Raw genomic sequence first — 21,793 nt, forward strand, 5'->3', positions numbered from 1 at the left:
GGCAACCTCACAGATCGCGACCACTCCCGAAAGGTGGTCAGGAAACACCGCTTACGAGTGATTGCCCCAGGCCCGCGGTTGCGCGGTTGGCCTGACAGAGACACTGGGGCACGGATGGCCAGCCGACATTTGCCACTAGCATGGAGCCAGGTCAGTTTTGAACTGGGCAGTCGTGGACTTCCATGACTAGGCCAAGCCTGCGGCAAAGAATGCTTTCGCGACAGGCTGGAAATATTGCATAGGAACCGCGTGGCCGAGTTTTGTAGTGCCTATCAGCTGACGCGCTAAGACATGGTCATGGACGATCGTCAGGCGTAGTGCCCGCGCCTCGCTCAACACATGTGAAACGCGCTCACCTTCGGCACGGCAAACTAAGAACGGCACCCCGGTTTCACCGCGAACGTAACGCAGACCGATCAGGACCGCCCTTCCTGTTAAGACCAGCGTGGCGCGATGCACGCCAAGCGCAGGCTCGTCGGCCGCCTCCTCGCGGATGCGACGCTGTTCACCTTTCAACTCTGGCGCTCCTTGCTGATCCTTCGACTCGCGCGTCACTTCGGTATTGGTCATGCGCATTTCGCGCAGATACAACGCGCGCTGGAGCAGAAGATCGATCAGTCCGCCGACCAGCAGTGCGCCGGCGCCAATTCCCATCAGCAATTTTGTCTCCATAAAGATGAGGCCAACACAGCCCATGCCGCAGATCGGCAGAGGGACCATTGTCTTCCACATCCCGAGAAGGACAATGGAAAAGGTTGCGCTGAGAACCAATACCTTGAACATGGTCTTGCAGACTTCGACCATGGAACGAGCAGACCCCAAGCGCTTCAGCCCTTCAAAGGGGTCAATTTTCTTAAAGCTGAGCTTCATCGGCTCCAGAGAGAAGACAAATCCACCATTGGCTAGCAGGCTGGCCAAAATCACCGCGGCGACAAGGGTTCCAAGCAGCGGGCCAACAGCCGCGACTGTGAGTTGGACGAGCACAACCAATGCCTGCGGCACCGCGGTATCGAAAGGTAGGCTCTGCAACTTGGTGGCTAATAGGAGCGCTTCCCGGCATTTGTCCTCGATCACGCTGCCTCTTAGCCAAAGGTAGCCGAGCCCAGCGCAAGTCCCGACCGCGCGGACGAAATCGGAGCTACGTGGCAGCTGTCCTTTTTTGCGCGCTTCACTTAACTTCTTCGGGCTGGCGGCGTGTGTCTTCTCTTCACTTGTGTCGCTCATGGCAGCAATTTGTCGAACCACTCCAGCACGCCGTTGGCACGTGTGACCTCCAGTTTCATGCTCTCCACCAGATAGGCAGCGTAGGTGACCATGAGAACTGGAAAGACAATGTTCTTGATTGCCGGAGACGGTTGGCTCGCCTTAAATTGCGGGGCAAAGCGACGCAGCAGCATCATCGATATATCAATCAGTATCAGGAAGAACACGACAGGCCCCGAAACCAATAATGCCGTGCGCATTATGCTGTCGAGAAGCCCCAACAACTCCATTGCTCCTGGCCCGCTCAGTGTCGGGTGAAACTGATACACCGGCCAGATCAAGTAGCTGCGGTACAGGACACTGATCAAAGTTTCCAGGCCTCCTGATCCGACGAATATGGCAATCGCAGTGATCCCCAGAAAAACGCCCATCGCGGAAGCCTGACTGTTCGTCGCGGGATCGGCCGAAGCGGTCGGGCTGCTGATGCCGCGTTGGTTGTCGATAAGCTCCCCGGCAGCCTGAAGGCCCCAAAGCGGAATGCCAAGAAAAGTGCCAAGGAGTACACCGACAAAAACTTCCTTGAATCCGAGCAGGGTTAGCTGGATCAGGCGCGTATCAGGATCCAGCGCCGGCAATCCGCCGCTGACGTGTGCCAGGCATGGTAGTGCGAAGCCAACAGCCAAACAGCCCCGGATCAGCCCACTGATCTGCGAGCGTGTGAATACGGGAAAGATCAGCATGATGCCCATCGCGCGGGCTGCCCCAAGACCTGCCGCAACGACGAGTTCGAAAGCCGTCTGGATCAGAATTTGAATATCGGCCGATGGCGCGTCCATGGGGCGGACTAGTAGCTAAGTGTCATTGCGGGAAACTCGGTGAAGATCTGATCGGCTAGCTCTATGAGCGGGGCGCTTAGCACAGGAGCAAACAGCCCAATCACCGCGACAACGACCAGAAGCTTCACGGTGAGCGGCAAGCTTTCATCCTGGATCTGCGTCGCCGCCTGGAGGATGCCGATGACGAGGCCGACAACCACTGATGCAATGAGCGGCGGTAGAATCCAGATCATGAAAACCACCAGTGATTGGCTCATAAGAGTAATGATGCTGGATTCAGTGATGATCAGCCTCCCGGTAACGTATAACTCAGCACAAGCCCATGCATCAATTTTGACCAACCATCAATGGCAACAAACAAGAAGATCTTGAACGGGACAGATATAACAGTTGGTGAGACCATCGACATACCCATTGCCATCAAGATAGTTGTCACTATCAGATCTATAACAATAAAAGGCAGATAAAGTAGAAATCCTATCTCAAATCCGCGCTTCAATTCTGATAGCAAGAAAGATGGTACAAGTATTGCAAAGTCATCAGGCGTGGCTGCAGCGTGCATTTCCTCTGGCCAGACCTTTTCTGTCGAAGATAGGAAAAATCGCCGCTGCTCTTCATTTGTGAATTTCTTGAGATGCTCGCGCAAGGGCTCACTTCCGGCTTTAGCGGCGCTTACCCAGTCGTCGAATGTCTGATAGTGGAGCTTGGGATCCGACATGCGGTCATAGGTCTGCTCAGCAACGGGCGCACTAACGAACATAGTGAGGATCATCGCCGCGGCGTACAGCACCACATTGGGTGGTATGGTCTGGGTCCCGAGCGCATTGCGGACGAGGAAAAGAACAATTGATACCTTTACAAAGGCCGTTGTCGTGGCAACTGCTAAAACCAGCAGACCGAGTCCGGCGGTAACCGCAAGAAGCGCCAGGATTGTCGGCTGAGCTTCACTCATTGCATGCAAACCCGCCACGGAGCCTGATGCCCAGCTCTTCTCCGATGCGGACAATGTCGCCACGCCCGATACGCTGACCATTGGCCACTATGTCGACCGGGCCGTCGATCGGCCATCCAAGTTCAAAAATATGCCCTTCGCCGGCACTTCTTAATTCCCCAAGAGAAATAGGCCAGCGGCCGCATTCAAAGACAAGCACGATCTCGACATCGTCGAGATCCTTAGTAAGCTCCAGTTGCGATCCGGGTTGTGTCATATGCGCACTCTCCAAAGGACACGGTCGCGGGCGGAAAGGCCCCCGCAAGATTAATTCATCGCCGTCAAGATCCGCCTCGGCGCACAACTGGCCGACAGCTAGGGTGATCTGGCCGCGGCCGAACGGCGCAATATCGGGCAACAATGCATCACCGACACATGCGCTTCGAAGAAGCGCCGCAGGAAGGCGAAGCGTGCCGACCTCTCCTGCAACAATGAGCGGGAGCTCTGGAGGCAGCCCGCCCAGCTGCCGCGGCAACTGGGCAAGCAGTTCGCCTAGCGCGCGAAACGCAGGCGGTACTAAGCCGTCAAGTGGCGTGAACAGGAATAGACGGCCCTTGCCCTTGACCGCGCCGAAAATGATGTCGAGTTCAAGATGAGGAGCCAGCATCGTGGCTTCGCATACCCGCACGAGTTGCACGTTCAGACGCGTCGTCTCCTCCAGTCGAGTGACAAGCGGCTCCAGAGCGAGTTCGAGAATTAGCGAAGCAGTTGGCTCGGAAGGGAAGGCCAAGCCGTTCTGCACTGTCGTGATGAACTCCTCTACGAGCGGGCGCGACAGTGACAAGATGACCGTTTCGGCTCCCACTCTCCAGACGCAGTCAAGCATCGGAATGGCAGCAGGTTCCTGCTGCCAGACAAGCCCTGCCGTTCGCACCGATAGCGGCACCTCGTTGATCCGGCTTTGAAACGGCGTGCGCGGCGCTGCTGTATCATTGAGCCACGAGACAACCGTGTGGGACAGTTTCAGAACTGGTTCGAACATGGCGGGTGTGACCGCAGCGCCTATCAAAGACTGCACGGTCGTGTCATTCGGACGACCTCTTGCGACCGTCGGATCCGGTTGCGCGGCATTTAGGCAAGCGACCCCCTCGCATATTTCAGCAGTATCTCATCGTCGGCCTCGATCTCGGCTGCGGCCTCCGAATGAGTCTCGACGGCGCGCCGCACGTCGTCCTCGATTTGTTGCCATTTGTCCCTTGCCGCCGAACATATGACCCATAGCTCCCTCGTCCTGGACGCCGCCATCTCAGCCTCCTCTTGAGCGATTTGGGTATCATCAAGCATCTGCCGTCTGGAATTGATCTCAGCGGCAAGTTGTTCAGTGTGAAGGCGGTGACGGTCGAGCGCTGCGCTAGACAAGTTGTCGAGTGACATCAGATGCTGATAGAGCGCTGCTTCTTTTCTTGAACAATGTTGCTGTATCATTGCAAGCTCCCTAGAGGCATTTTGTACGGCTGAGGCGGCCACATCGCGCTGGGCTTCCTTCTTGGACAGCTCGCCAAGGGCACGACGCTCTTGCATTTCCTTCAGAAGCCGTATACTCGAAGACTGAATCCAGTTTACGCGGTCAGACGCGACATCCATGCGACCGTCTCCTCGAAATCTGACGCGTCATCTTCGCTCTGGCGCAGAAACTCCCTCAGTTCGTCGATTGACGCGACAGCCCGGTCAGTCAGGGGATCTCCACCTGGCTTGTATTCGCCAACATTGATCAAGAACTCGGTCTCGGCATAGCGCGACAGGAGCTCGCGGAAAATGGATGCTGCCTTGCGATGTGTCCCCGAAACGACTGCATCCATGACGCGGCTGCGACTCTGCAGCACATCAATAGCGGGGAAATGCGATCGCGCCGCAATAGCGCGTGAGAGGATGACATGGCCATCGAGAATACCACGCGATTCCTCGGCGATTGGATCACCCGTGCCATCACCCTCTACAAGCACCGTATAGAAGGCCGTGATTGAGCCCCGCTCACCCATGCCGGCGCGCTCGAGCAGGCCTGGCAGCATGCCAAAAACGGAAGGAGGAAAGCCCCGTCGCGTCGGCGGCTCACCCGCAGCAAGGCCTATTTCGCGCATAGCGCGGCAGAAGCGCGTCAGCGAATCCAGCATGAGAGCAACGCGTAGGCCTTGATCGCGGAAATATTCCGCGAGCGCAGTCGCCATTGGAGCGCATTGCGCACGCTCTACCGCCGAGCGGTCGGATGTTTCAACCACGACGACCGTACGGAGAAGGCCCTCTTCACCAAGATTCCTTTCGATGAATTCACGAACTTCCCGTCCACGTTCGCCTATGAGCGCCACTATGACGACGTCAGCGGCGGCACCCTTTACGATCTGTGACAACAGCGTCGACTTGCCACCACCTGGCTCGCCATAAATCCCGATCCGCTGGCCCTCGCCGCACGTCAGCAGACCATCGAGGACACGGACCCCAAGCGGGAATGGCCGCTCAATCATGCGCCTCGTCATCGGATTGGGGGCTCTGCCATGCAGGGGCCGAGTTTCGACGGTCTTGATTTCGCCTTTGCCGTCCAATGGGCGGCAACGACTGTCGATCACGCGACCGAGCAAATCGCCGCCGACGGGCACCTCACGCATTCGGCCAGTGGCCACGACCTCTGCGCGGCTGGATAGGCCCACCAAGTCCCCGATCGGTGTCAGCAATACACCATCACCCGACAGGCCGATCACCTCGGCCTCGAGCGACAGCCCGGTTCGCGGGTCCTCTAGGAGGCAAAGTTCCCCAATACGAGTGTCTGGCAAGACGGCATGAACCAGTGTGCCGATAGCCCGCGTGATCCGACCGCGCACCGCACGCGTGTCAATTCGCTTGGCCGCAGCCCTCAAAGACGAGATTGCTGGAACGAGAGCTCGAGTGTGGGCGTCAGCGTTATGTTCTGGGACGGGCTTTCTCATAGCTCGCCTTTCTCACAGAGCGTCCCGAAACCAAGGCGCAGCGCGCGCATCTGGGCGTCAAGTCCAAGGTCAACATTGCCGTACTCGCTCCACAGCACGCAGCGTTGCGGCGACAATGTCGGGTCGGGCTCGATCCGCACCCTTGGTCGACCATCCTGGCCGTCGCATCGAGCAAACTCTCGTGCAAGCATGTCGACTTGCATGGGAGAAACATGAAGGCAAACGTCGGCGCCGCTGTATTGACACTCTATGGCGTGACGAACAGCCCTCACCAATAGCTCGCCCGGATCGAAAGCGCCGATAAGATCGCTCAATATTTCCATCACGAGCTGCGGCAATTCCTGCTCCAGAGCCGCCTTTCGTCGCGCGATTTCGGAGATTGTCTCCGCAATCAACCCTGCCATCTCCTCGGTGCCTGCATTCGAGCCCTCCATGTGGCCGCGCGCCCACGCCCGCTGGTAAACCGCGCGTGCCCAGTTTCGAACGCGCTGCCGATGCCGTTCTGCCGCGGCAAGGGCTTGCGCGGCGCTGTGCCAGGTTTCGAGCTCGCTCGCGGGTATCAGTGGTCCGACTGGACGCATCTGCGGCGCTATTGGCCCCTCGGAAAGTTCGACTGTCATTTCACCGGGGTCTCTGTCTCAAAATGAGCTACTACAAGTGAAAGCAATTGGCCGGCGGCGGTCCAATGCTCATGTGCTGGAGTCTCCGCGGCAGTCCCCTCGGGCAATCGAAGAAGCACGCGGTTACGCTCGGTCGCTGAACTGTCCTGGAGCCAAGCTCCAAGACATGCGTGTCCATCGTATTCGATTTGCTGAGCGAGTTTTTCTGGGTCCGAGATCAGTCTTTTGTCAACAGCATGCAGCAGGTGTCGGATTCCGAATGCGTGTGCATCCACGCCGATGCGTTTAACAAGGATGGCAAGCTCAGGCTGAGAGACAAACGCGACCAGCGAACGGGCATGCCAGATACTACCAGCAAGAAGGGTCGCTCGATATGGATCATGCCCGCGTAGAAGGTCCGGCCTGCAGCCGATGTGGTTCAGATCCACGTCATCGTTGCCCAGCAATTCTGCCAGCCTTGGATGCAGTCTGGAACACTTCTGCAACTTCACTAACGTTTCGGCCGATAACGCTGGATCAAGACGCGCCGCAAGACGGGTTGGATGGGCCGAAGCCGCAAGCTCGCTCGCGCCCGGAAAGTGCGGACCATCAGGTCGGGCGGTCTGTATAGGCATTGGCAATGAGATGTCACCCACGTCCAATTGCAGGCATTCTTTTGCGAATGGCCTCGACAGCAGAAGCATCCCGGCGCCCCTCGACCTTGGAAACGCCGGTTGATTGCTTGCGCCGACGCGTAACAACGCCGATCAAGAGATAACAGGCCACGGCGAATACGGCTGCGGCAAAACCTGTTACGGTCGCCAGAAGTGGCGCAGGAAGAGGTAGTGATGCTTGTGGCAAAACAGCAGTCGGATCGGGCCGTTGCTCGTGTGCGGAACGTTCTACCGGCACCAAAACCACTTCCACCTTATCGTAGGACAGGCCTTCGATGCTGTCGGCTACAAGCATCTTTATCTTTGGCAGCAGAGCCGCGACATTTGTTTTTGCGTCGTGCCTGATAAACACCGAGGCCGAGGATGGCGTGGCACCGGCTCGCACAAGGTCGTTATGCGGCAGCACGACGTGAACACGTACAGAAAAAACGCCATCGATATCGCTGATCGTCCGCGACAACTCTTCGCTCAGGGCATACACGTAACGGGCACGCTCTTCGGTCGGCGAGGCAATCAGGCCTGATCCTTGGAATATCTCACCGAGGTTCTTGAAGGATTGGCGCGGCAGCCCCTTGGCGTTCAGAAGGTTGATTGAGAAGGCGAGCAGCTTTTCGTCAACCTGGATCGTGCTGGTTCCATCCTTGGCGACCACCCGGATCGCGGCGACCCCGTTGTCTTCAAGAAGTGCGAGCATTTCATTTGCCTCACGCTCTTGCAATTGCGTGTAGAGGTCGGCTTTGCAAGCAGTGAGGGCGACGAGAACTGGCAGCATGACAAGTCTAACCGACCGCCACCCTGACAGGCCACGCATGATTTCGCCCTCGGCCAAGCCAATCATGCGCGCGGTTCAGCCTTCCTTCAAAAGTTTATTCACGGATGATGTGACGCCGCTGACGCCTTTGGAGATAAGCGCCACCTGGGTGACGCCGTTGTAAACATCCCGAAGACCAGCCATCATCGTTTCGAAGTCTTGCCCTTGTTGGGGAATGCCCGAGATTCCGGTTCCCGCCTCACCTGGAACGGGAAGCTTCTGCGCCGGTCCCGGTAGAGCGCCCTTCGAAAGGGCTATGTCATGGTCGAGCGCGGGGAAGGAAACAGTGTTGTGTGGATATAGGGAGGAAATCGTCTGCAACACGCGATCGCCCATGCCGCTCGTCGGCGCAGCCGCGCGCTGAACATCCATCGCCGCAGCAACTGGCGCCGCACTCGCTGGCCCCGCGGCGGCATCGTTTTTCAGCGAGTCGGCTGCATGCCCTAAGGCGCGCTCAAACTGGGCCTGCTCGACAATCGACGGTGATCCGACCCTGGGGAGGCCAGCCGTTAGAGTGGCAGAGATCGACGTGACAGGCATCATCATGTAAGGACTCGGTTGCTCTCTCTGACCGGGCGAGCCCCGCCCATTCATCACCCGGTGTCGGCGCAACACTCCTAGGGGGGCAAGCTGACAACAAGCTGACTAACGGCGGCGTCATTTCGACAATCTAAAATCTCTTCGGCAATTTAGTCACTTGTGATGATTTCAGCGTTTGGTTTATCAGTGCGACATGCCGAGAACGCTTATCCAACCCGTCACCCTGCATGTTTTGAGACTTCTTTGTGCCGGGTTTTTTCTGTCCACCGGGATTCACCCGGCGCATGCAGTCCCGCTGTCCCTTCCGGCGACACCCTATAGATACACGGTTCTGGATCAGGAGCTCGCTGCAGCGTTGCAGGAATTCGGCAACAACCTGAATATCAGGGTCAACATCAGTCCTGCGGTGAAGGGGCGAATTCGCGGACGTATGCCTGATTTGCCACCGCGCGCGTTCCTCGACCGCTTGACGAACCTTTACGGTCTACAATGGTACTATGACGGCCTTGTGCTCTATGTGTCTGCTGCACAAGAATCGCAAACTCGAATGCTTTTGATGACGTCGATTCGCTTCGATGCGTTCAAGGGGGCTCTCGACAAGCTTGATATCTCCGACGAGCGCTATGTGGTCAAACCCGTGCCAGGCAATGGCCTCGTCTTCGTTTCCGGTCCACCGCGCTTCGTCGCACTCGTGGAGCAGACCTTTAACGGCTTGGTGGCGCAGGCGCAGGCGCAGACTCACATAGCGGCAACGCCAAAGGAATCAGTGCTGATCTTGTTTCGCGGCTCCTCCACTACGGTCGTTCGCGACGGACGACCGGATGCTTCTTATTCTTCTGACATCCCACAACAGGATAGCGTTGGCGGGAAGCCTGAGCTGGGCAAGAAATGAACATTGAGGATTTCCCGCAGCTCTGAAGAACATGACTGCGGCTACCCCTTTGTGAACTCTTCGCAAACTCGTCAGTTTCTCGAAAGCTAATCCGCTCATGATGAGTCCCGGCAGCTCTCGCGGTGACTCCGGCCATTGTGTTGGACCGAACCTTGGAGCCGGCCCGGAACACAGCAATTGAAGGCAGGGCAGGCGCATTCGTGACCTGCCGACGCTTGGAATTGTCGAATTTTGTGAAACGCAAGGGATCTTCTGTCGGGGTCTCTTGTGGGGATTTCAACGTCACGTCTGAGGATGCATAATGTCGGCCAGTAATCTTTCAACTTTCTACCGCTCAAATTCGCTACAGTCCGCAAGGGGTTGGCCGGGCCTGAAAGTTTCCCATTTTGCGACCCAGCATCAGCAAAGTGCATCGTGCTTCGAAGCGATGCTGTCCACTTGTGTGCTGGCAGACAAGCCCGGCTCTTTCGCGCAAGGGGATCTGCCAGCGTCGAATCTTGATTCGACAATGGATAAATTGCGGCAGGACCCTTTGGGCCATCTGGCACCGGATGTCTTGACATTGAATGGCTTGGAGCAACACCCACTGGATCTGCTGCCGCCAAATATGAGGGCGGCTCTCAAGGAGGACCAATCGCAACGCTCCAAGGCGACTGAAGCCCAACATCTGCTCGGCGTCACTCCGAAGATCGAGCCGGCTCCCAGGCCGAGCCCCGGAATCACGTGGAACGGTGGGTCGCTGACCACGGCTGAGTTGCAGATTGTTGCGGTACTCAACCGTCACAAGGACCAATGCCCGCTTACTTGGAAGTCGTTGACCGACAAAGCCAATGATCCCTCTACGCCACCGGATCTGAAAGCGGCGATCCAGGGACTGCAGCAGGATTCGGGACTTTTTTATGCGATTGGCTCGCAGGGCGACGGCCGCTGTGGAGGCAAGATCAACGCCAAGGACTTGGCCGGATTTTCAAACCACCACCCACAAGTTGCTGCATTTCAGGAAGCCCAAGCGCGAAGCTACGAGCAGAACTACATACCATCCGACGGCAGCGGAGGTTTGCAGCCTTCGGTCATGACCTTGAGCGATGCCTTGCGGGAGTTTTACCGGTACTCCGAAAATCTGTCCAAGGACCTGAGTCTGGATGAGTTCAAGAAAATGGTCGGCGGCGAATCGAAAAACGGCAAATTTCCGCCCCAGGTCATTGCGGCGGCGCAATATTTCCTCGATCACCCCGATGCTTGGAACCAGTTGTGCGGTGGCTCGAAAGGGAAGATGCACAAAGAGGATTTCCTGCAAGTCGCCTCATCGTCGATGAGCCTCACGCAAACTGAGCTGAATACGGTCGAGATGATCAAGGACCATCAGGACACGTTCTTTGGAAGCGGTGTTCTGACTCGCGACAAACTGGCGAAAATGAAAGACGACAAGAGCCTTGATCCGAAAGTGCGGGAAGCAGCCTCTCAGCTCCTTTCAGATCCTCTTTTGTTTGGCCTCCTGAACAATTCGATCACGGGCTATAAGACCCATCATAAATTCTTCGACTTTGGCGGCGGGCATACGGTTGATTCCGGCAATATCAGCAAAAAAGACTTTGCCCATTTTTGCACAAACATGTCGTCTGCGAACCGCAACGTTCAGCAGCCAATCACCCACGGCGCCCAAACCGCAGAAGAGCAGAATGCCGTCGCGGACATGAAGATGGGCCTGATGGACCAGCCTGACATTAAGTCAGCCAAAAAGAACGGCGGGGCCGTCATGCACGTCGTCGACTCCGTGCTCAAAATCGAGACGAAAGTGCTCGACTTGGCGGCAACGGCGGTGGGACTGCTCAGCTTCATTCCGGGCCTCGGACAAGTAGCCGATCTTGCCTCGATGGTTCTCGAGGCTGAGTCGCAAGCAGCCAATCTCCTGCGTACGGCCATTAACGGAGGCGATATGAAGCGAGCGCTGGAGGAAGCTGGCCTCAATATGGCCGCGCAGGCGATCGGCCTTATCGCAGGCCCCGAGGTCAAGCTGGCCATTCGAAATGGGCTCGTAAAGCACCTGATGGAAGAGGCCTTGGCGGCAGGCATTGATCTTTCGGTCTCGACGGCGCAGGACTACGCAGAAGGCTATGTGAATAACCTCAAAGCGCGCCTTGCAGGCGGCCCTGAGCAAAGCCTAGGCCTTCCGAGCATGCCATCATTCCAGAGTGTGGCAAGCAATGTGCCCTTCGTCGGCATTGCCTTATCCTAGCCGTCGCCTTGCGCGGAAGCTTTGGCTCGCGCGCTGACATAAGGGTCATTGTGGCACAAGCAGGGGTTCATCCGCATCAACGCAAGCGGTGTTCCTGACGCCATCTGGATCGGACTGTGAGGGGGATGTCCGAAGTCTGTGAAGACTTCGGTATATGACGACTTCAGAGTTACGCTGAGCCCAGCCATCTCGAGCCGGTGCGCCGGGTCGAGGTTTTCACGGGCGCCGGCCGGTAGCGGGAATGGTCTCCGGAAGGCACGGCGCGGATGGTGGCGGAGCGGCGCAGCCGAAGGAACGGCTGTCGCGCGCCCAGGGCGGCCTCCCGAACAGCAGACGATGATCTCCTGCCTTGGGCCTATATCCTCGTGCCACGCTCAAGGCAGTCGGCTGAAAACAGCGCTGATTTAAAACAGCATTATCCTGCACTGCACCCTCGATCCTTGCGCTCACCGATCGCTCGTCGACACGCACGCGGTCAAGTCGTTATCGGCGCTATGCCGATGGGCTTCGAGAGCAAGGTGGACGCTGAGCGGTGCGTCAGCCTCAGGGCGCGGCTGGCCAGCTTTGGGTCTCACGCTCTATGACGGCAACACCCGGCTGATCCACTTGGCCTGTTCGCGGGCTCCCGGCAGCGGCGCGGAAGCCACGGTCCGCCTTCCTCGGCTTCAGGCCAAAGATACCGCAGCATGCTCCAGAGCTATGTCTGCCGCCTTCGCCCCATCGTCGCTGGTCATGTGGAAAGGACAAGCAGGCTACGCACCCTATAATCCCGTCGGGCAGGATTCGACAGTCGACGGCGAGACATTCGCCAAACCTCCCCCTTGATTCTCAGCAACGTTAAAAAAAATTCACATAATGTTCGTGAGTGTAGTCTCCTGTCAGGTGGTACATTAGCCCCAATATCTGGCGTCTTAGTCGTAGAAAGGACTGTGATCTATCTTCCATTAGCATCCATACCAGCGGATTTACAGCAAATGACGAGAGAGGTCTCATGCGGATTGATGGGGATAGAAGGGCTAGCGGCTTGCTGCATCCCGTCCGGGTTGATGCTAACCAATGTTGACACTGGTAAATCGCCTAAGGACGGCAGCGCATCTTGATCGCCTTCGAATCCTGGGCCTTTGCGCGCATGCGGATCTAACCGTCGGCGAGCTGGCCGATATTACCGGTCTGCCTCGCGAGCAGGTTCGACGCCACGTTCGGCGGCTGGTCAGAGCCAACTTTCTTTGCTGCAACGAACAACGTCCGCAGTCTTCGTACCATATGCAAGCAGGAGGCAAGGATGGCGAGCTGGCTCAATTGGTGGTCGATCTCCTGCCCCACGATGATGGCCATCATAAAAGAGACCTACAACGCCTGGAAGCAATACAAGACGCGCGGTTGAAGGGACCGCCTGCTTGATCGTGAAATAGATCAGTCCAAATGGAGCGCGACTACCATGGATAACTCCGCCGGCGGCGCCATCGCGCAGCCCGACACTTACGGGCGGCCTCACTTAGCCGCCGTCGACTCCCGCGTTCACGAACTGCTTCTAAGACAGGAGCGTCAGGAGCGGACAACTCTCAAACTGATCGCCTCCGAGAACTTTGCCTCCTCGGCGGTGTTGGAAGCGACCGGGTCGATTTTCACCAACAAGTATGCCGAGGGATACCCCGGTGCGCGCTACTACGCCGGAAACGAGATCGTCGATGAGCTTGAGACCCTCGCGATCGAGCGCCTGAAAGCGCTATTTGGCAGTGAACATGCCAACGTCCAGCCTTATTCAGGCTCGCCAGCCAACCAGGCTGTCTATCGCGCGCTTTTGAGCCCCCGTGACAAAGTCATGGGCTTGCCTTTACCCGAAGGCGGCCATCTGACTCACGGTTGGTCCGTCAATTTTTCCGGCAGCGATTATCAGCGCGTCCCGTACAGGCTGCACGAAAAGACACAGCAAATTGACTATGACCACTTGCGCGAGACCGCCAAGCGGGAACGCCCGAAGCTAATTTGGGTCGGCGGAACTGCTTATCCGCGTATTTTTGACTACGCGGCAATGGCCGAAATTGCTTCGGAGGTGAACTCGTATCTGGTGGCTGACATCGCCCACATCTGCGGCCTGGTTGTCGCAGGAGTGCATCCGAACCCCGTGTCCCATTGCGATGTGGTCACCAGCACCTCTCACAAGTCGATCCGCGGTCCCCGGGGTGGCTTCATTTTATCAAGGAATGAAGACCGTTATCAGCCCCTCCATCATCCGAAGAGCAAACACAATCTGGCCAAACGTATAGACCGCGCCGTGTTCCCTCTTCTGCAAGGCGGACCGCATATGAATACTATCGCCGCGCTTGCCGTCGCTTTGCAGGAAGCAGCGAACTCGTCCTTTCGTGTCTACGGTCAGCAGATCGTCCACAACGCCAAGGCTCTGGCCCAGGCACTTCTGGAGCGAGGTTATGAACTCGTCACCGGGGGCACTGACAATCACATGCTGATCCTTGATCTTCGGGACCGGTCGCTGTCAGGCAAAGCCTATGCGGAGCGCTTATCGCGTGCAGGCATCATTGCGAATTTCAATATGGTCCCGGGCGACCGGCGGCATCCGGCGCTGACAAGCGGCATCCGCTTAGGGACACCAGCGGTGACGTCCATGGGCATGCGCGAAACGGAGATGGTGCAGATCGCCGCTTTCATCGACTCGGTCTGCCGCCAGCCCGATGACCAGGAAGTTCATGCGAGCGTACGAAGAGACGTTGCCGACTTCTGCACTGCGTTCGATGTTCCCGGCATCCCCGACCGATAAGCCACCCCAATCCAGAAACTCCTCACTAACTCCAGCACTTGAAGCGAGGGCATTTTTATGACCAGGCAGTTCGTGTTCTCTTCCGAATCCGTCGGCGCGGGACACCCCGATAAGATGGCAGACAACATCTCCGATGCCATTCTCGATGCGGTCCTGCGCACCGATCCGAAGGCGCGCGTCGCCTGTGAAGTGTTGGTGAAGACGGGGATGGTCGTTGTGGCTGGCGAGATCACCAGCCATGCCCACATCGATTACAGCCAAGTCGCCCGCGATACGATACTCGATATTGGCTACGACGATGATGCGATTGGCTTTGATGGTCGACGTTGCGCCGTCGTTCTGGCCCTCACCGAGCAGTCGCCCGACATAAGCCAGGGCGTTGATGAAGGACGAGGGCAGGATCTCGGGCAAGGGGCAGGGGATCAGGGCATCATGTTTGGATTCGCATGCAACGAGACGGATACATTGATGCCCCTGCCGATCCAACTCGCTCACCATTTGACGAAAAGACAGGCCGAGGTCCGGAAAGCGGGACAGCTTGGCTGGCTGCGTCCGGACGTGAAATCTCAAGTGTCGGTACGCTACGAAGGGCTCCGCCCGGTGGCGCTGGATACCATAGTCCTGTCAACGCAGCATGACGAAGCGGTCTCACAAGCCACGGTCCGCGAAGGCGTCATTGAGGAGATCATAAAACCGGTCCTGCCGGCCCACCTGGATACTTCGGGGATCAGATTTCTGGTCAACCCAACAGGGCGGTTCGTGGTCGGTGGGCCTGCCGGCGACTGCGGCCTCACAGGACGGAAGATCATCGTCGATTCCTACGGTGGGACCGGGCGTCACGGCGGCGGTGCCTTTTCGGGCAAGGACCCATCCAAGGTTGACCGCTCGGCGGCCTATGCCGCCCGGTATGTCGCGAAGAACATCGTTGCCAGCGGCCTTGCGGAGGTCTGCGAGGTTCAGCTTGCCTACGCGATCGGCGTGGCCAGTCCGGTTTCTGTCATGGTCAATACCTTCGGAACCGCAAGGATCGAGGAAAAAAGGATCGAGCGCCTTGTTCTCGAGGTTTTCAATCTCCGACCGAAAGGCATCATCAAGATGCTTGATCTCTTACGGCCGATATACCGCAAGACGGCGACATACGGACACTTCGGGCGTGAAGAGCCTGAGTTCACTTGGGAGAAGACGGACAAAGCTGACGATTTGCTGCGTGAAGCCGGACCGGCAGCTGCGTGAGGGCGGCTGGATCAAGCGCATGCGGCAACCCATTTCAACTCGCGAGACCACGCCCGGCCGGCGTGGCAAGAAGCCGGCTCGGGTTTTGGCGGAGATTTTGATGCCGGATTATGACGTGCTTTGCATCGGCAATGCCATTGTCGACATCATCGCCCAGTGCGACGAGGAATTCCTCGAGACCAACGGCATCATCAAGGGCGCGATGAACCTCATCGACACACAACGCGCCGAACTGCTCTACAGCCGCATGGGCCCGGCGATCGAAGCGTCCGGCGGCAGCGCCGGCAACACGGCGGCCGGCGTCGCCAGCTTTGGCGGCCGCGCGGCCTTCTTCGGCAAGGTCTCCAACGATGCGCTGGGCGAAATCTACGCCCACGACATCCATGCGCAGGGCGTCGCCTTCGGCACCACGCCGCTCAAGGGTGAGCCGCCGACGGCGCGCTCGATGATCTTCGTCACGCCCGACGGCGAGCGCTCGATGAACACCTATCTCGGCGCCTGCGTCGAGCTTGGCCCTGAGGATGTCGAAGCCGACAAGGCGTCCGGCGCCAAGGTCACCTATTTCGAAGGCTATCTGTGGGACCCGCCGCGCGCCAAGGAGGCAATCCGCCAGACGGCGAAGCTGGCGCACGCGGCAGGCCGAGAAGTGTCGATGACGCTGTCGGATTCGTTCTGCGTCGACCGCTACCGCGACGAATTCCTCGACCTGGTGCGCTCGGGCACGGTCGACATCGTCTTTGCCAACAGCCACGAGATCAAGTCGCTCTACCAGACATCGTCGTTCGACGAGGCGCTGGCCCAGATCCGCAAGGATTGCCGGATCGCCGCCGTCACCCGCTCGGAAAAAGGCTCGGTGATCGTGCGCGGCGACGAGACCGTGGTGATCAAGGCGACCGCCATCAAGGAACTGGTCGACACGACGGGCGCCGGCGATCTCTATGCCGCCGGCTTCCTGCATGGCTACACGCAAGGCCGCGACCTGCAGACTTGCGGCGACCTTGGCTCACTGGCAGCCGGATTGGTGATCCAGCAGATCGGCCCCAGGCCCCGTCAGAATTTGCGCCGCGAGGCTGAGCAGGCGGGGCTGACCATTCCGGACGTTCAAACGAGTTAGTGGCCTACCTTCCCGTTGTGCAGGCTATCTCGCCAGAAGCGCAATCACGGAATAGGGAAATCCTGATGTCGAACATGATGAAGGCGCTTGTGAAGGCCAAGGCCGAACCGGGCATCTGGATGGAAGAGGTGCCGGTGCCGGAAATCGGCCCCAACGACGTGCTGATCAAGATCAAGAAGACGGCGATCTGCGGCACCGACGTGCACATCTACAATTGGGACCAGTGGGCGCAAAAGACCGTGCCGGTGCCGATGGTGACGGGCCATGAATTCGTCGGCACCGTTGCCGATTTCGGCGCAGCGGTCACCGAATACAAGGTCGGCCAGCGTGTATCGGGCGAAGGCCACATCGTCTGCGGCCATTGCCGCAACTGTCGCGCCGGGCGAGGGCATCTGTGCCGCAACACGCTCGGCGTCGGCGTCAACCGTCCAGGCGCCTTCGGCGAGTATCTGGCGATCCCGCAGCACAATGTCGTGCCGATCCCCGACGATGTGCCCGATGAGATTGCCGCGATCTTCGATCCCTTGGGCAATGCCGTCCACACCGCATTGTCCTTCGATCTGGTCGGCGAGGACGTGCTGGTGACTGGCGCCGGGCCGATCGGCATCATGGGCGCGCTCGTCGCCCAATGCGTCGGCGCGCGCAAAGTGGTCATCACTGACATCAACCCGGTGCGGCTGGCGCTAGCCAAGAAACTCGGCGTCCAGCATGTCGTCGACGCCTCGAAGGAGAAGCTGCGCGACGTCATGCCGGTGCTCGGCATGACCGAGGGGTTCGACGTCGGCCTCGAAATGTCAGGCGCCGCCCCCGCTTTCCGCGACATGATCGACACCATGAACAATGGCGGCAAGATCGCCATTCTGGGCATCGCGCCGACCGGCTTCGAGATCGACTGGAACAAGGTCATCTTCAAGATGCTGCATCTCAAAGGCATCTACGGCCGCGAGATGTTCGAAACCTGGTACAAGATGATCGCGCTTGTGCAGGGTCCGCTGGATGTCTCCGGCCTGATCACCCACCGCATCGGCATCGACGATTTTCAGATCGGTTTCGATGCGATGAAGAGCGGCAGTTCCGGCAAGGTGGTGATGGACTGGTAGGGATTGCCTTGGCCGCTATTCAGGAAAAGCTGACGACAGCACCTCTGGTCCGCCGGACATTTTCCAACTAGGGGAACATGGCTGGGTGGAGAGCTATGGCTCCGCTACGTGCGCTCGCTAATCATATACGGCGACGTATCGCGGCCCACCCGGTGACGGTCGATGGGGCAATTCGCTTCAGTCGATGACGGAAACCCGGTGAACCGATGCTGAGGCCCCGACGCGATCGTCTATTTCCTATGATCTGCGATTGAGGTCGAGGTGTTGCCGCTTTCAGCGGGTAAGATGCGATAGACGACTTCCGGTACCCTTCCGGTCAGCGAAAAGGAAGGCAACGAGCCGCATTGCCTCAAGCAAAATGTTACCAATAGTGTCCTGTTCCAAAGGGGATGGACAGGTCGTGCCATTCCGGTTCGGGGGAAGGATGGCGCGGCTCAGCATGGCGACACGGTGAAGCGGCGATCGTGGAGCTTTATTGCGGCGTTGACAAGCGGCGCATTCTGGATGAGTTCGAGGCGGTAACCGGCTATTATTCGCAAGCGCGCGATCCGTCTTATGAACCGTCGTGAGCAGAGGCCGTCTGCGGGCAAGAGCCGCAGCCGCTGTTACGGCAGCGATGTCCGCGACGCGCTCATCGTGTTGTGGGAGGATTCGGAGCGGCTGGGTCCGCATCGACGCTCGCGGCGGCCAGCGCCGCCGGGCAGGAATGAGTTCGCAGTTCGCCGCTCGGTGCCAGCCCGCACCTTCGGCGATTGGAAAGATCCGCCGCCCGGCTTTGTTGAGCGCATTCGGGCACGTCTTCGTCAGGGAGCTTCGTGCAGACGATGGTGCTGACCGGATTGCCGCCGGCTGGACCGATTGCATTCCGCTCCGCACGCGCGACAGCGGCAATGTGATCATGGCGATCAAGCAGGCCCGCTCCCGGTTTCGCTGACCCTGTGCTGCTGTTTGCCGGCATCCGCCCGCACAGGAAGAGCTTGTAAAAGTGCGGAAATCGAGGAGCCGTTGGTCGTCGATCTTCAGCCTGAACGCGGTCGTTTGCTGGTGCCGCAAATCGGCTGTTGCATGTACATCCCTGTCAGACGTCAGTTTTCCTCGCCTATTTTGGTGTCGAGCGCGAAGTGCTCCAACCAGATTGCAAGGCTTTTTGGAAATGAGAGCGGCTTTGCGCAGGGCGCTCCGTTGTTGAGCATTCAAGCTACCAAGCCAATGACGCGCAGGTTCCACCAGGCTCGCCAGCCTTGAAGGACAGCGAAAAAAGCAGAGCACGACAGACACAACAGTGCATCAGGACGCCGCAGTCGTTGAAGATGGTGCGCTGCATCCATACCGTGGATGCATTCGATCCAAATAATCGATTTGTTCAATCAGTTTCTCGAAAGCTAACCCTACCCTCTGTGGGAATCGGGCTCTGAGCCGCGACGCTGCCTTGCGAGCGCAGGGGCTGCACGTAGGAGAGATGATGCAACGAGAAATCGCACGCGGGTTGCTGGCCTCGTGGGTTCGCCGACCGGCGTATTTGAGCCCGTCAGTTGGTCCTCACCCGCGCCTATTGCCACCGAGCGACTTGCATGTCCCTCCGACTCGGACCAGTTCCGAGAGCTGCGACGAGTTGCGCGCCGTGTGCTCCGATCAGATGGCCGCCGGTGACGCGTTCGATGGGCCGTCCCTCTTCGAGAGGAGATGAAATGCGAACGCTGCTCGTGGATCATCATGCGGATCTTGCGCGCGCCATGCGACTTGCGCTCGGGGATGGCGGCTTCGTCGTTGATGTCGTTGGTACTCTGGAACTGGCTTCGAGTGCATTTTCTTGCGCCAGCTATGAAATTCTCCTGCTGGAATTGGCTCTGCCAGATGGCGATGGCTTGGGTTGGCTGAGGCAGTTGAGGACCCACGGGCATTCAGTTCCTGCCGTCATTATGAGCAGCCTTAACGATCTCGATAAGCGAATTGCGATCTTCAACGGTGGTGCGGACGACTTTCTGCTCAAACCCATCTCTACCGATGAGCTTATTGCCAGAATGAGAGCCATTCTGCGCCGGGCGACACAGATGACCGACCTGAGGCTCGTATTTGGCAATCTCGACTTTGATCCGGTCGCCCGCCAGGTTTTCGTTGATGGGCACCCAATGATGATCGCACGTCGCGAACTCTGTGTTCTAGAGCACCTGCTTAACCGGGCAGGCCGCATCGTGCCCCGTGCGCAATTGGAAGATCACCTCTATTCATTCAACGACGACGTGTCTGCCAACGCGCTTGAAGTCGGAATTTATCGTTTACGGGGACATCTGACCAGATCAGGTGCAACGCCACGGATCAAGACCATCCGAGGCATTGGTTACATCCTAGAATTGACTGACGCCTCGTCCGCATAGTTTGTCGAATCGAAAGAAGATCTATTTTGCTGATCCTTCAACATCCTTGCGCTGCGCTCAATTGGCGGGCGATCGCCAACAAGGTTACAAGACCTGCAGTGCCCCGTTACCTGGGCCATCTCCTCTGCGCGCTTATTGTGACTTTCCCACTTGGTGTCGCGGCGCAAAACAAGCAGGACAAAGGCCCGCCGCATGCGGCTTCGAATAGCATCAACGCCACGCTGACCCTTTCCTCTTCGCTCGGGGAGACCGTTCATCTGCCCGGGCCAGCCACGACCATCTTTGTTGCTGACCCCACGATCGCGGATTTTCAGGCGCCATCGAGCAAAACAATCTTCGTCTTTGGCAAGAAATCGGGGCGGACCAGCCTATTCGCCTTGGATGGCAATGGCGAGCCTCTCGCCGAATTGCGTATCGTTGTCACGCAACCGATCGGGGATTTACGCGCCATGTTGCGGGAGCAGGTCGGCGACTATCCCATCCGCGTCAACTATACGCCGCGCGGCGCAATCCTTAGCGGGACGGCGCCCGACGCAGAGGTCGCCGACACCGCAAAAAGAGTCACTGAGCAATATCTGGGCGACGGAGCGCAAGTCGTCAACAACATCAAGGTCGCTGGATCCCTGCAAGTTAACCTCAGCGTGCGCGTAGCCGAAGTCTCACGCAGCGCCATGAAGTCACTCGGCGTCAACTTGTCCGCCTTCGGTCAAATCGGCAATTTCAAAGTGGGCGTTCTAAGCGGAAGCGCTGCAAGCGCTGGGTCTGGTTCAACCCAGGGTGGCGGTACAGCAGAAATCGGATTCGACAACGGTGCCGTCAACGTCAGCGCGGTTCTCGACGCGCTCGCCAAGGAGCATATAGCTTCCGTCCTGGCTGAGCCGAACCTCACCGCTATGTCGGGTGAAAAGGCCAGCTTTCTCGCGGGCGGCGAATTTCCCATTCCTGTCCTGCAGGAAAACAGGCAGGTATCGGTTGAATTCCGTCACTTCGGCGTCAGTCTGGAATTTGTGCCGACAGTTCTCAGCAACAATCAAATCAACATTCACGTAACGCCCGAAGTCAGTGAACTGTCGACGCAAGGTGCCGTGCAAATCAACGGAATTTCCGTGCCGGCAGTTTCCACGCGCCGAGCCGATACGGTCGTCGAACTCGCCAGCGGCCAGAGCTTCGCAATCGGCGGTCTAATCAGGCGGAACGTCAACAATGATGTCAGGGCCTTTCCCTGGCTCGGAGAACTGGCGATCCTGGGACCGCTTTTTCGCTCGACCTCGTTTCAAAAAGAGGAGTCAGAACTGGTCATTCTAGTTACGCCTTACATTGTAAGACCAGGCTCCAACCCAAACCAGATGAGCGCACCGACCGAGCGGGCGGCACCGGCTTTGAACGGAGGGGGCGCTCCGACGAATTCCGTGACAAGTCCCCCGCGAGACCGCGCTGCTATCCGTGCGGGCGCGCCAAGCGCCCAGGGCGGTCTCGGCTTCATCATCGAATAGTG

Annotated in this window: 20 protein-coding genes and 1 pseudogene; 10 read left to right on the forward strand and 11 right to left on the reverse strand. The window is 58.3% G+C overall.

Going from position 1 to position 21,793, the window contains the following annotated elements:
* Positions 1 to 186: 186 nt before the first annotated feature.
* The 11 genes from E5X34_RS09195 to E5X34_RS09245 form a co-directional block, all read right to left on the reverse strand.
* A complete protein-coding gene (locus E5X34_RS09195; protein WP_024505377.1) occupies positions 187 to 1,224 on the reverse strand; it encodes an EscU/YscU/HrcU family type III secretion system export apparatus switch protein in 1,038 nt (345 codons plus the stop codon).
* Complete coding sequence (sctT, locus tag E5X34_RS09200) at positions 1,221 to 2,039, reverse strand: type III secretion system export apparatus subunit SctT (RefSeq protein ID WP_292563309.1); 819 nt, start codon at positions 2,037 to 2,039, stop codon at positions 1,221 to 1,223. Before sctT ends, E5X34_RS09195 begins: the two co-directional genes overlap by 4 nt.
* A gap of 8 nt (positions 2,040 to 2,047) precedes the next feature.
* Positions 2,048 to 2,323 carry an EscS/YscS/HrcS family type III secretion system export apparatus protein gene (locus tag E5X34_RS09205; RefSeq protein WP_024505375.1) on the reverse strand — a complete coding sequence of 92 codons (276 nt, stop codon included), beginning with the start codon at positions 2,321 to 2,323 and terminating at the stop codon, positions 2,048 to 2,050.
* 2 nt (positions 2,324 to 2,325) lie between these two features.
* Positions 2,326 to 2,991 (reverse strand): type III secretion system export apparatus subunit SctR, encoded by a 666-nt coding sequence (gene sctR, locus E5X34_RS09210; RefSeq protein WP_029354851.1) that lies wholly within the window; start codon positions 2,989 to 2,991, stop codon positions 2,326 to 2,328.
* Complete coding sequence (gene sctQ, locus E5X34_RS09215; protein ID WP_095769044.1) at positions 2,984 to 4,012, reverse strand: type III secretion system cytoplasmic ring protein SctQ; 1,029 nt, start codon at positions 4,010 to 4,012, stop codon at positions 2,984 to 2,986. The genes sctR and sctQ overlap by 8 nt, the downstream gene beginning before the upstream one ends.
* 89 nt (positions 4,013 to 4,101) lie before the next feature.
* Positions 4,102 to 4,614 (reverse strand): hypothetical protein, encoded by a 513-nt coding sequence (locus E5X34_RS09220; RefSeq protein WP_063169269.1) that lies wholly within the window; start codon positions 4,612 to 4,614, stop codon positions 4,102 to 4,104.
* Entirely contained in the window at positions 4,590 to 5,948 is a 1,359-nt protein-coding gene (sctN, locus tag E5X34_RS09225; protein ID WP_063169268.1) for a type III secretion system ATPase SctN, read from the reverse strand. The genes E5X34_RS09220 and sctN overlap by 25 nt, the downstream gene beginning before the upstream one ends.
* The gene (gene sctL, locus E5X34_RS09230; protein WP_024505371.1) at positions 5,945 to 6,568 is read right to left on the reverse strand and encodes a type III secretion system stator protein SctL; all 624 of its coding nucleotides are present in this window, start codon (positions 6,566 to 6,568) and stop codon (positions 5,945 to 5,947) included. Before sctL ends, sctN begins: the two co-directional genes overlap by 4 nt.
* Complete coding sequence (locus tag E5X34_RS09235; protein WP_210326671.1) at positions 6,565 to 7,251, reverse strand: nodulation protein NolU; 687 nt, start codon at positions 7,249 to 7,251, stop codon at positions 6,565 to 6,567. Before E5X34_RS09235 ends, sctL begins: the two co-directional genes overlap by 4 nt.
* Positions 7,196 to 8,032, reverse strand: a complete 837-nt coding sequence (gene sctJ / locus E5X34_RS09240; protein WP_272483026.1) for a type III secretion system inner membrane ring lipoprotein SctJ — start codon at positions 8,030 to 8,032, stop codon at positions 7,196 to 7,198. Before sctJ ends, E5X34_RS09235 begins: the two co-directional genes overlap by 56 nt.
* A gap of 36 nt (positions 8,033 to 8,068) precedes the next feature.
* The gene (locus E5X34_RS09245; RefSeq protein ID WP_024505368.1) at positions 8,069 to 8,578 is read right to left on the reverse strand and encodes a nodulation protein NolB; all 510 of its coding nucleotides are present in this window, start codon (positions 8,576 to 8,578) and stop codon (positions 8,069 to 8,071) included.
* 187 nt (positions 8,579 to 8,765) lie between these two features.
* On the opposite strand from E5X34_RS09245, the gene E5X34_RS09250 reads away from it, so the two are divergent.
* The 10 genes and pseudogenes from E5X34_RS09250 to E5X34_RS09295 all read left to right on the forward strand — a co-directional run bounded on the left by E5X34_RS09250 (position 8,766) and on the right by E5X34_RS09295 (position 21,791).
* Positions 8,766 to 9,464 carry a secretin N-terminal domain-containing protein gene (locus tag E5X34_RS09250; RefSeq protein WP_024505367.1) on the forward strand — a complete coding sequence of 233 codons (699 nt, stop codon included), beginning with the start codon at positions 8,766 to 8,768 and terminating at the stop codon, positions 9,462 to 9,464.
* 301 nt (positions 9,465 to 9,765) lie between these two features.
* On the forward strand, positions 9,766 to 11,700 hold the full coding sequence (locus E5X34_RS09255) for an HrpF/NolX family T3SS translocon protein (protein WP_024505366.1): 1,935 nt from the start codon (positions 9,766 to 9,768) through the stop codon (positions 11,698 to 11,700).
* Between the two features lie 1,056 nt (positions 11,701 to 12,756).
* Positions 12,757 to 13,101: a helix-turn-helix domain-containing protein gene (locus E5X34_RS09260; protein WP_082826567.1), complete on the forward strand. Its 345-nt coding sequence runs from the start codon at positions 12,757 to 12,759 to the stop codon at positions 13,099 to 13,101.
* Positions 13,102 to 13,138: 37 nt separating this feature from the next.
* Positions 13,139 to 14,476 carry a serine hydroxymethyltransferase gene (gene glyA / locus E5X34_RS09265; protein WP_063169266.1) on the forward strand — a complete coding sequence of 446 codons (1,338 nt, stop codon included), beginning with the start codon at positions 13,139 to 13,141 and terminating at the stop codon, positions 14,474 to 14,476.
* Between the two features lie 57 nt (positions 14,477 to 14,533).
* Complete coding sequence (metK, locus tag E5X34_RS09270) at positions 14,534 to 15,709, forward strand: methionine adenosyltransferase (RefSeq protein ID WP_063169265.1); 1,176 nt, start codon at positions 14,534 to 14,536, stop codon at positions 15,707 to 15,709.
* A gap of 100 nt (positions 15,710 to 15,809) precedes the next feature.
* Positions 15,810 to 16,823 (forward strand): adenosine kinase, encoded by a 1,014-nt coding sequence (locus tag E5X34_RS09275; protein WP_063170366.1) that lies wholly within the window; start codon positions 15,810 to 15,812, stop codon positions 16,821 to 16,823.
* Positions 16,824 to 16,888: 65 nt separating this feature from the next.
* Positions 16,889 to 17,923, forward strand: a complete 1,035-nt coding sequence (gene tdh / locus E5X34_RS09280) for an L-threonine 3-dehydrogenase (protein ID WP_063169264.1) — start codon at positions 16,889 to 16,891, stop codon at positions 17,921 to 17,923.
* A 714-nt stretch (positions 17,924 to 18,637) separates the two neighbouring features.
* Positions 18,638 to 18,806: pseudogene (locus tag E5X34_RS09285) on the forward strand (transposase); the annotation flags it as partial.
* Positions 18,807 to 19,611: 805 nt separating this feature from the next.
* A complete protein-coding gene (locus tag E5X34_RS09290; protein WP_063169262.1) occupies positions 19,612 to 20,298 on the forward strand; it encodes a response regulator transcription factor in 687 nt (228 codons plus the stop codon).
* A gap of 71 nt (positions 20,299 to 20,369) precedes the next feature.
* Positions 20,370 to 21,791, forward strand: coding sequence for a type II and III secretion system protein family protein (locus E5X34_RS09295; RefSeq protein WP_063170365.1), 1,422 nt, complete (start codon positions 20,370 to 20,372; stop codon positions 21,789 to 21,791).
* The last annotated feature ends 2 nt before the right edge of the window (positions 21,792 to 21,793 follow it).

It is taken from the genome of Mesorhizobium sp. (genome assembly GCF_004963255.1).
GTDB lineage: Bacteria > Pseudomonadota > Alphaproteobacteria > Rhizobiales > Rhizobiaceae > Mesorhizobium.

Bases quoted from the DNA above. Each gene is read 5' to 3' on its own strand.
- E5X34_RS09195 (WP_024505377.1), bottom strand. From the start codon at position 1,224: ATGAGCGACACAAGTGAAGAGAAGACACACGCCGCCAGCCCGAAGAAG.
- sctT (WP_292563309.1), bottom strand. From the start codon at position 2,039: ATGGACGCGCCATCGGCCGATATTCAAATTCTGATCCAGACGGCTTTC.
- sctR (WP_029354851.1), bottom strand. From the start codon at position 2,991: ATGAGTGAAGCTCAGCCGACAATCCTGGCGCTTCTTGCGGTTACCGCC.
- sctQ (WP_095769044.1), bottom strand. From the start codon at position 4,012: ATGTTCGAACCAGTTCTGAAACTGTCCCACACGGTTGTCTCGTGGCTC.
- E5X34_RS09220 (WP_063169269.1), bottom strand. From the start codon at position 4,614: ATGGATGTCGCGTCTGACCGCGTAAACTGGATTCAGTCTTCGAGTATA.
- sctN (WP_063169268.1), bottom strand. From the start codon at position 5,948: ATGAGAAAGCCCGTCCCAGAACATAACGCTGACGCCCACACTCGAGCT.
- sctL (WP_024505371.1), bottom strand. From the start codon at position 6,568: ATGACAGTCGAACTTTCCGAGGGGCCAATAGCGCCGCAGATGCGTCCA.
- E5X34_RS09235 (WP_210326671.1), bottom strand. From the start codon at position 7,251: ATGCTTCTGCTGTCGAGGCCATTCGCAAAAGAATGCCTGCAATTGGAC.
- sctJ (WP_272483026.1), bottom strand. From the start codon at position 8,032: ATGCGTGGCCTGTCAGGGTGGCGGTCGGTTAGACTTGTCATGCTGCCA.
- E5X34_RS09245 (WP_024505368.1), bottom strand. From the start codon at position 8,578: ATGATGATGCCTGTCACGTCGATCTCTGCCACTCTAACGGCTGGCCTC.
- E5X34_RS09250 (WP_024505367.1), top strand. From the start codon at position 8,766: ATGCCGAGAACGCTTATCCAACCCGTCACCCTGCATGTTTTGAGACTT.
- E5X34_RS09255 (WP_024505366.1), top strand. From the start codon at position 9,766: ATGTCGGCCAGTAATCTTTCAACTTTCTACCGCTCAAATTCGCTACAG.
- E5X34_RS09260 (WP_082826567.1), top strand. From the start codon at position 12,757: ATGTTGACACTGGTAAATCGCCTAAGGACGGCAGCGCATCTTGATCGC.
- glyA (WP_063169266.1), top strand. From the start codon at position 13,139: ATGGATAACTCCGCCGGCGGCGCCATCGCGCAGCCCGACACTTACGGG.
- metK (WP_063169265.1), top strand. From the start codon at position 14,534: ATGACCAGGCAGTTCGTGTTCTCTTCCGAATCCGTCGGCGCGGGACAC.
- E5X34_RS09275 (WP_063170366.1), top strand. From the start codon at position 15,810: ATGCCGGATTATGACGTGCTTTGCATCGGCAATGCCATTGTCGACATC.
- tdh (WP_063169264.1), top strand. From the start codon at position 16,889: ATGTCGAACATGATGAAGGCGCTTGTGAAGGCCAAGGCCGAACCGGGC.
- E5X34_RS09290 (WP_063169262.1), top strand. From the start codon at position 19,612: ATGCGAACGCTGCTCGTGGATCATCATGCGGATCTTGCGCGCGCCATG.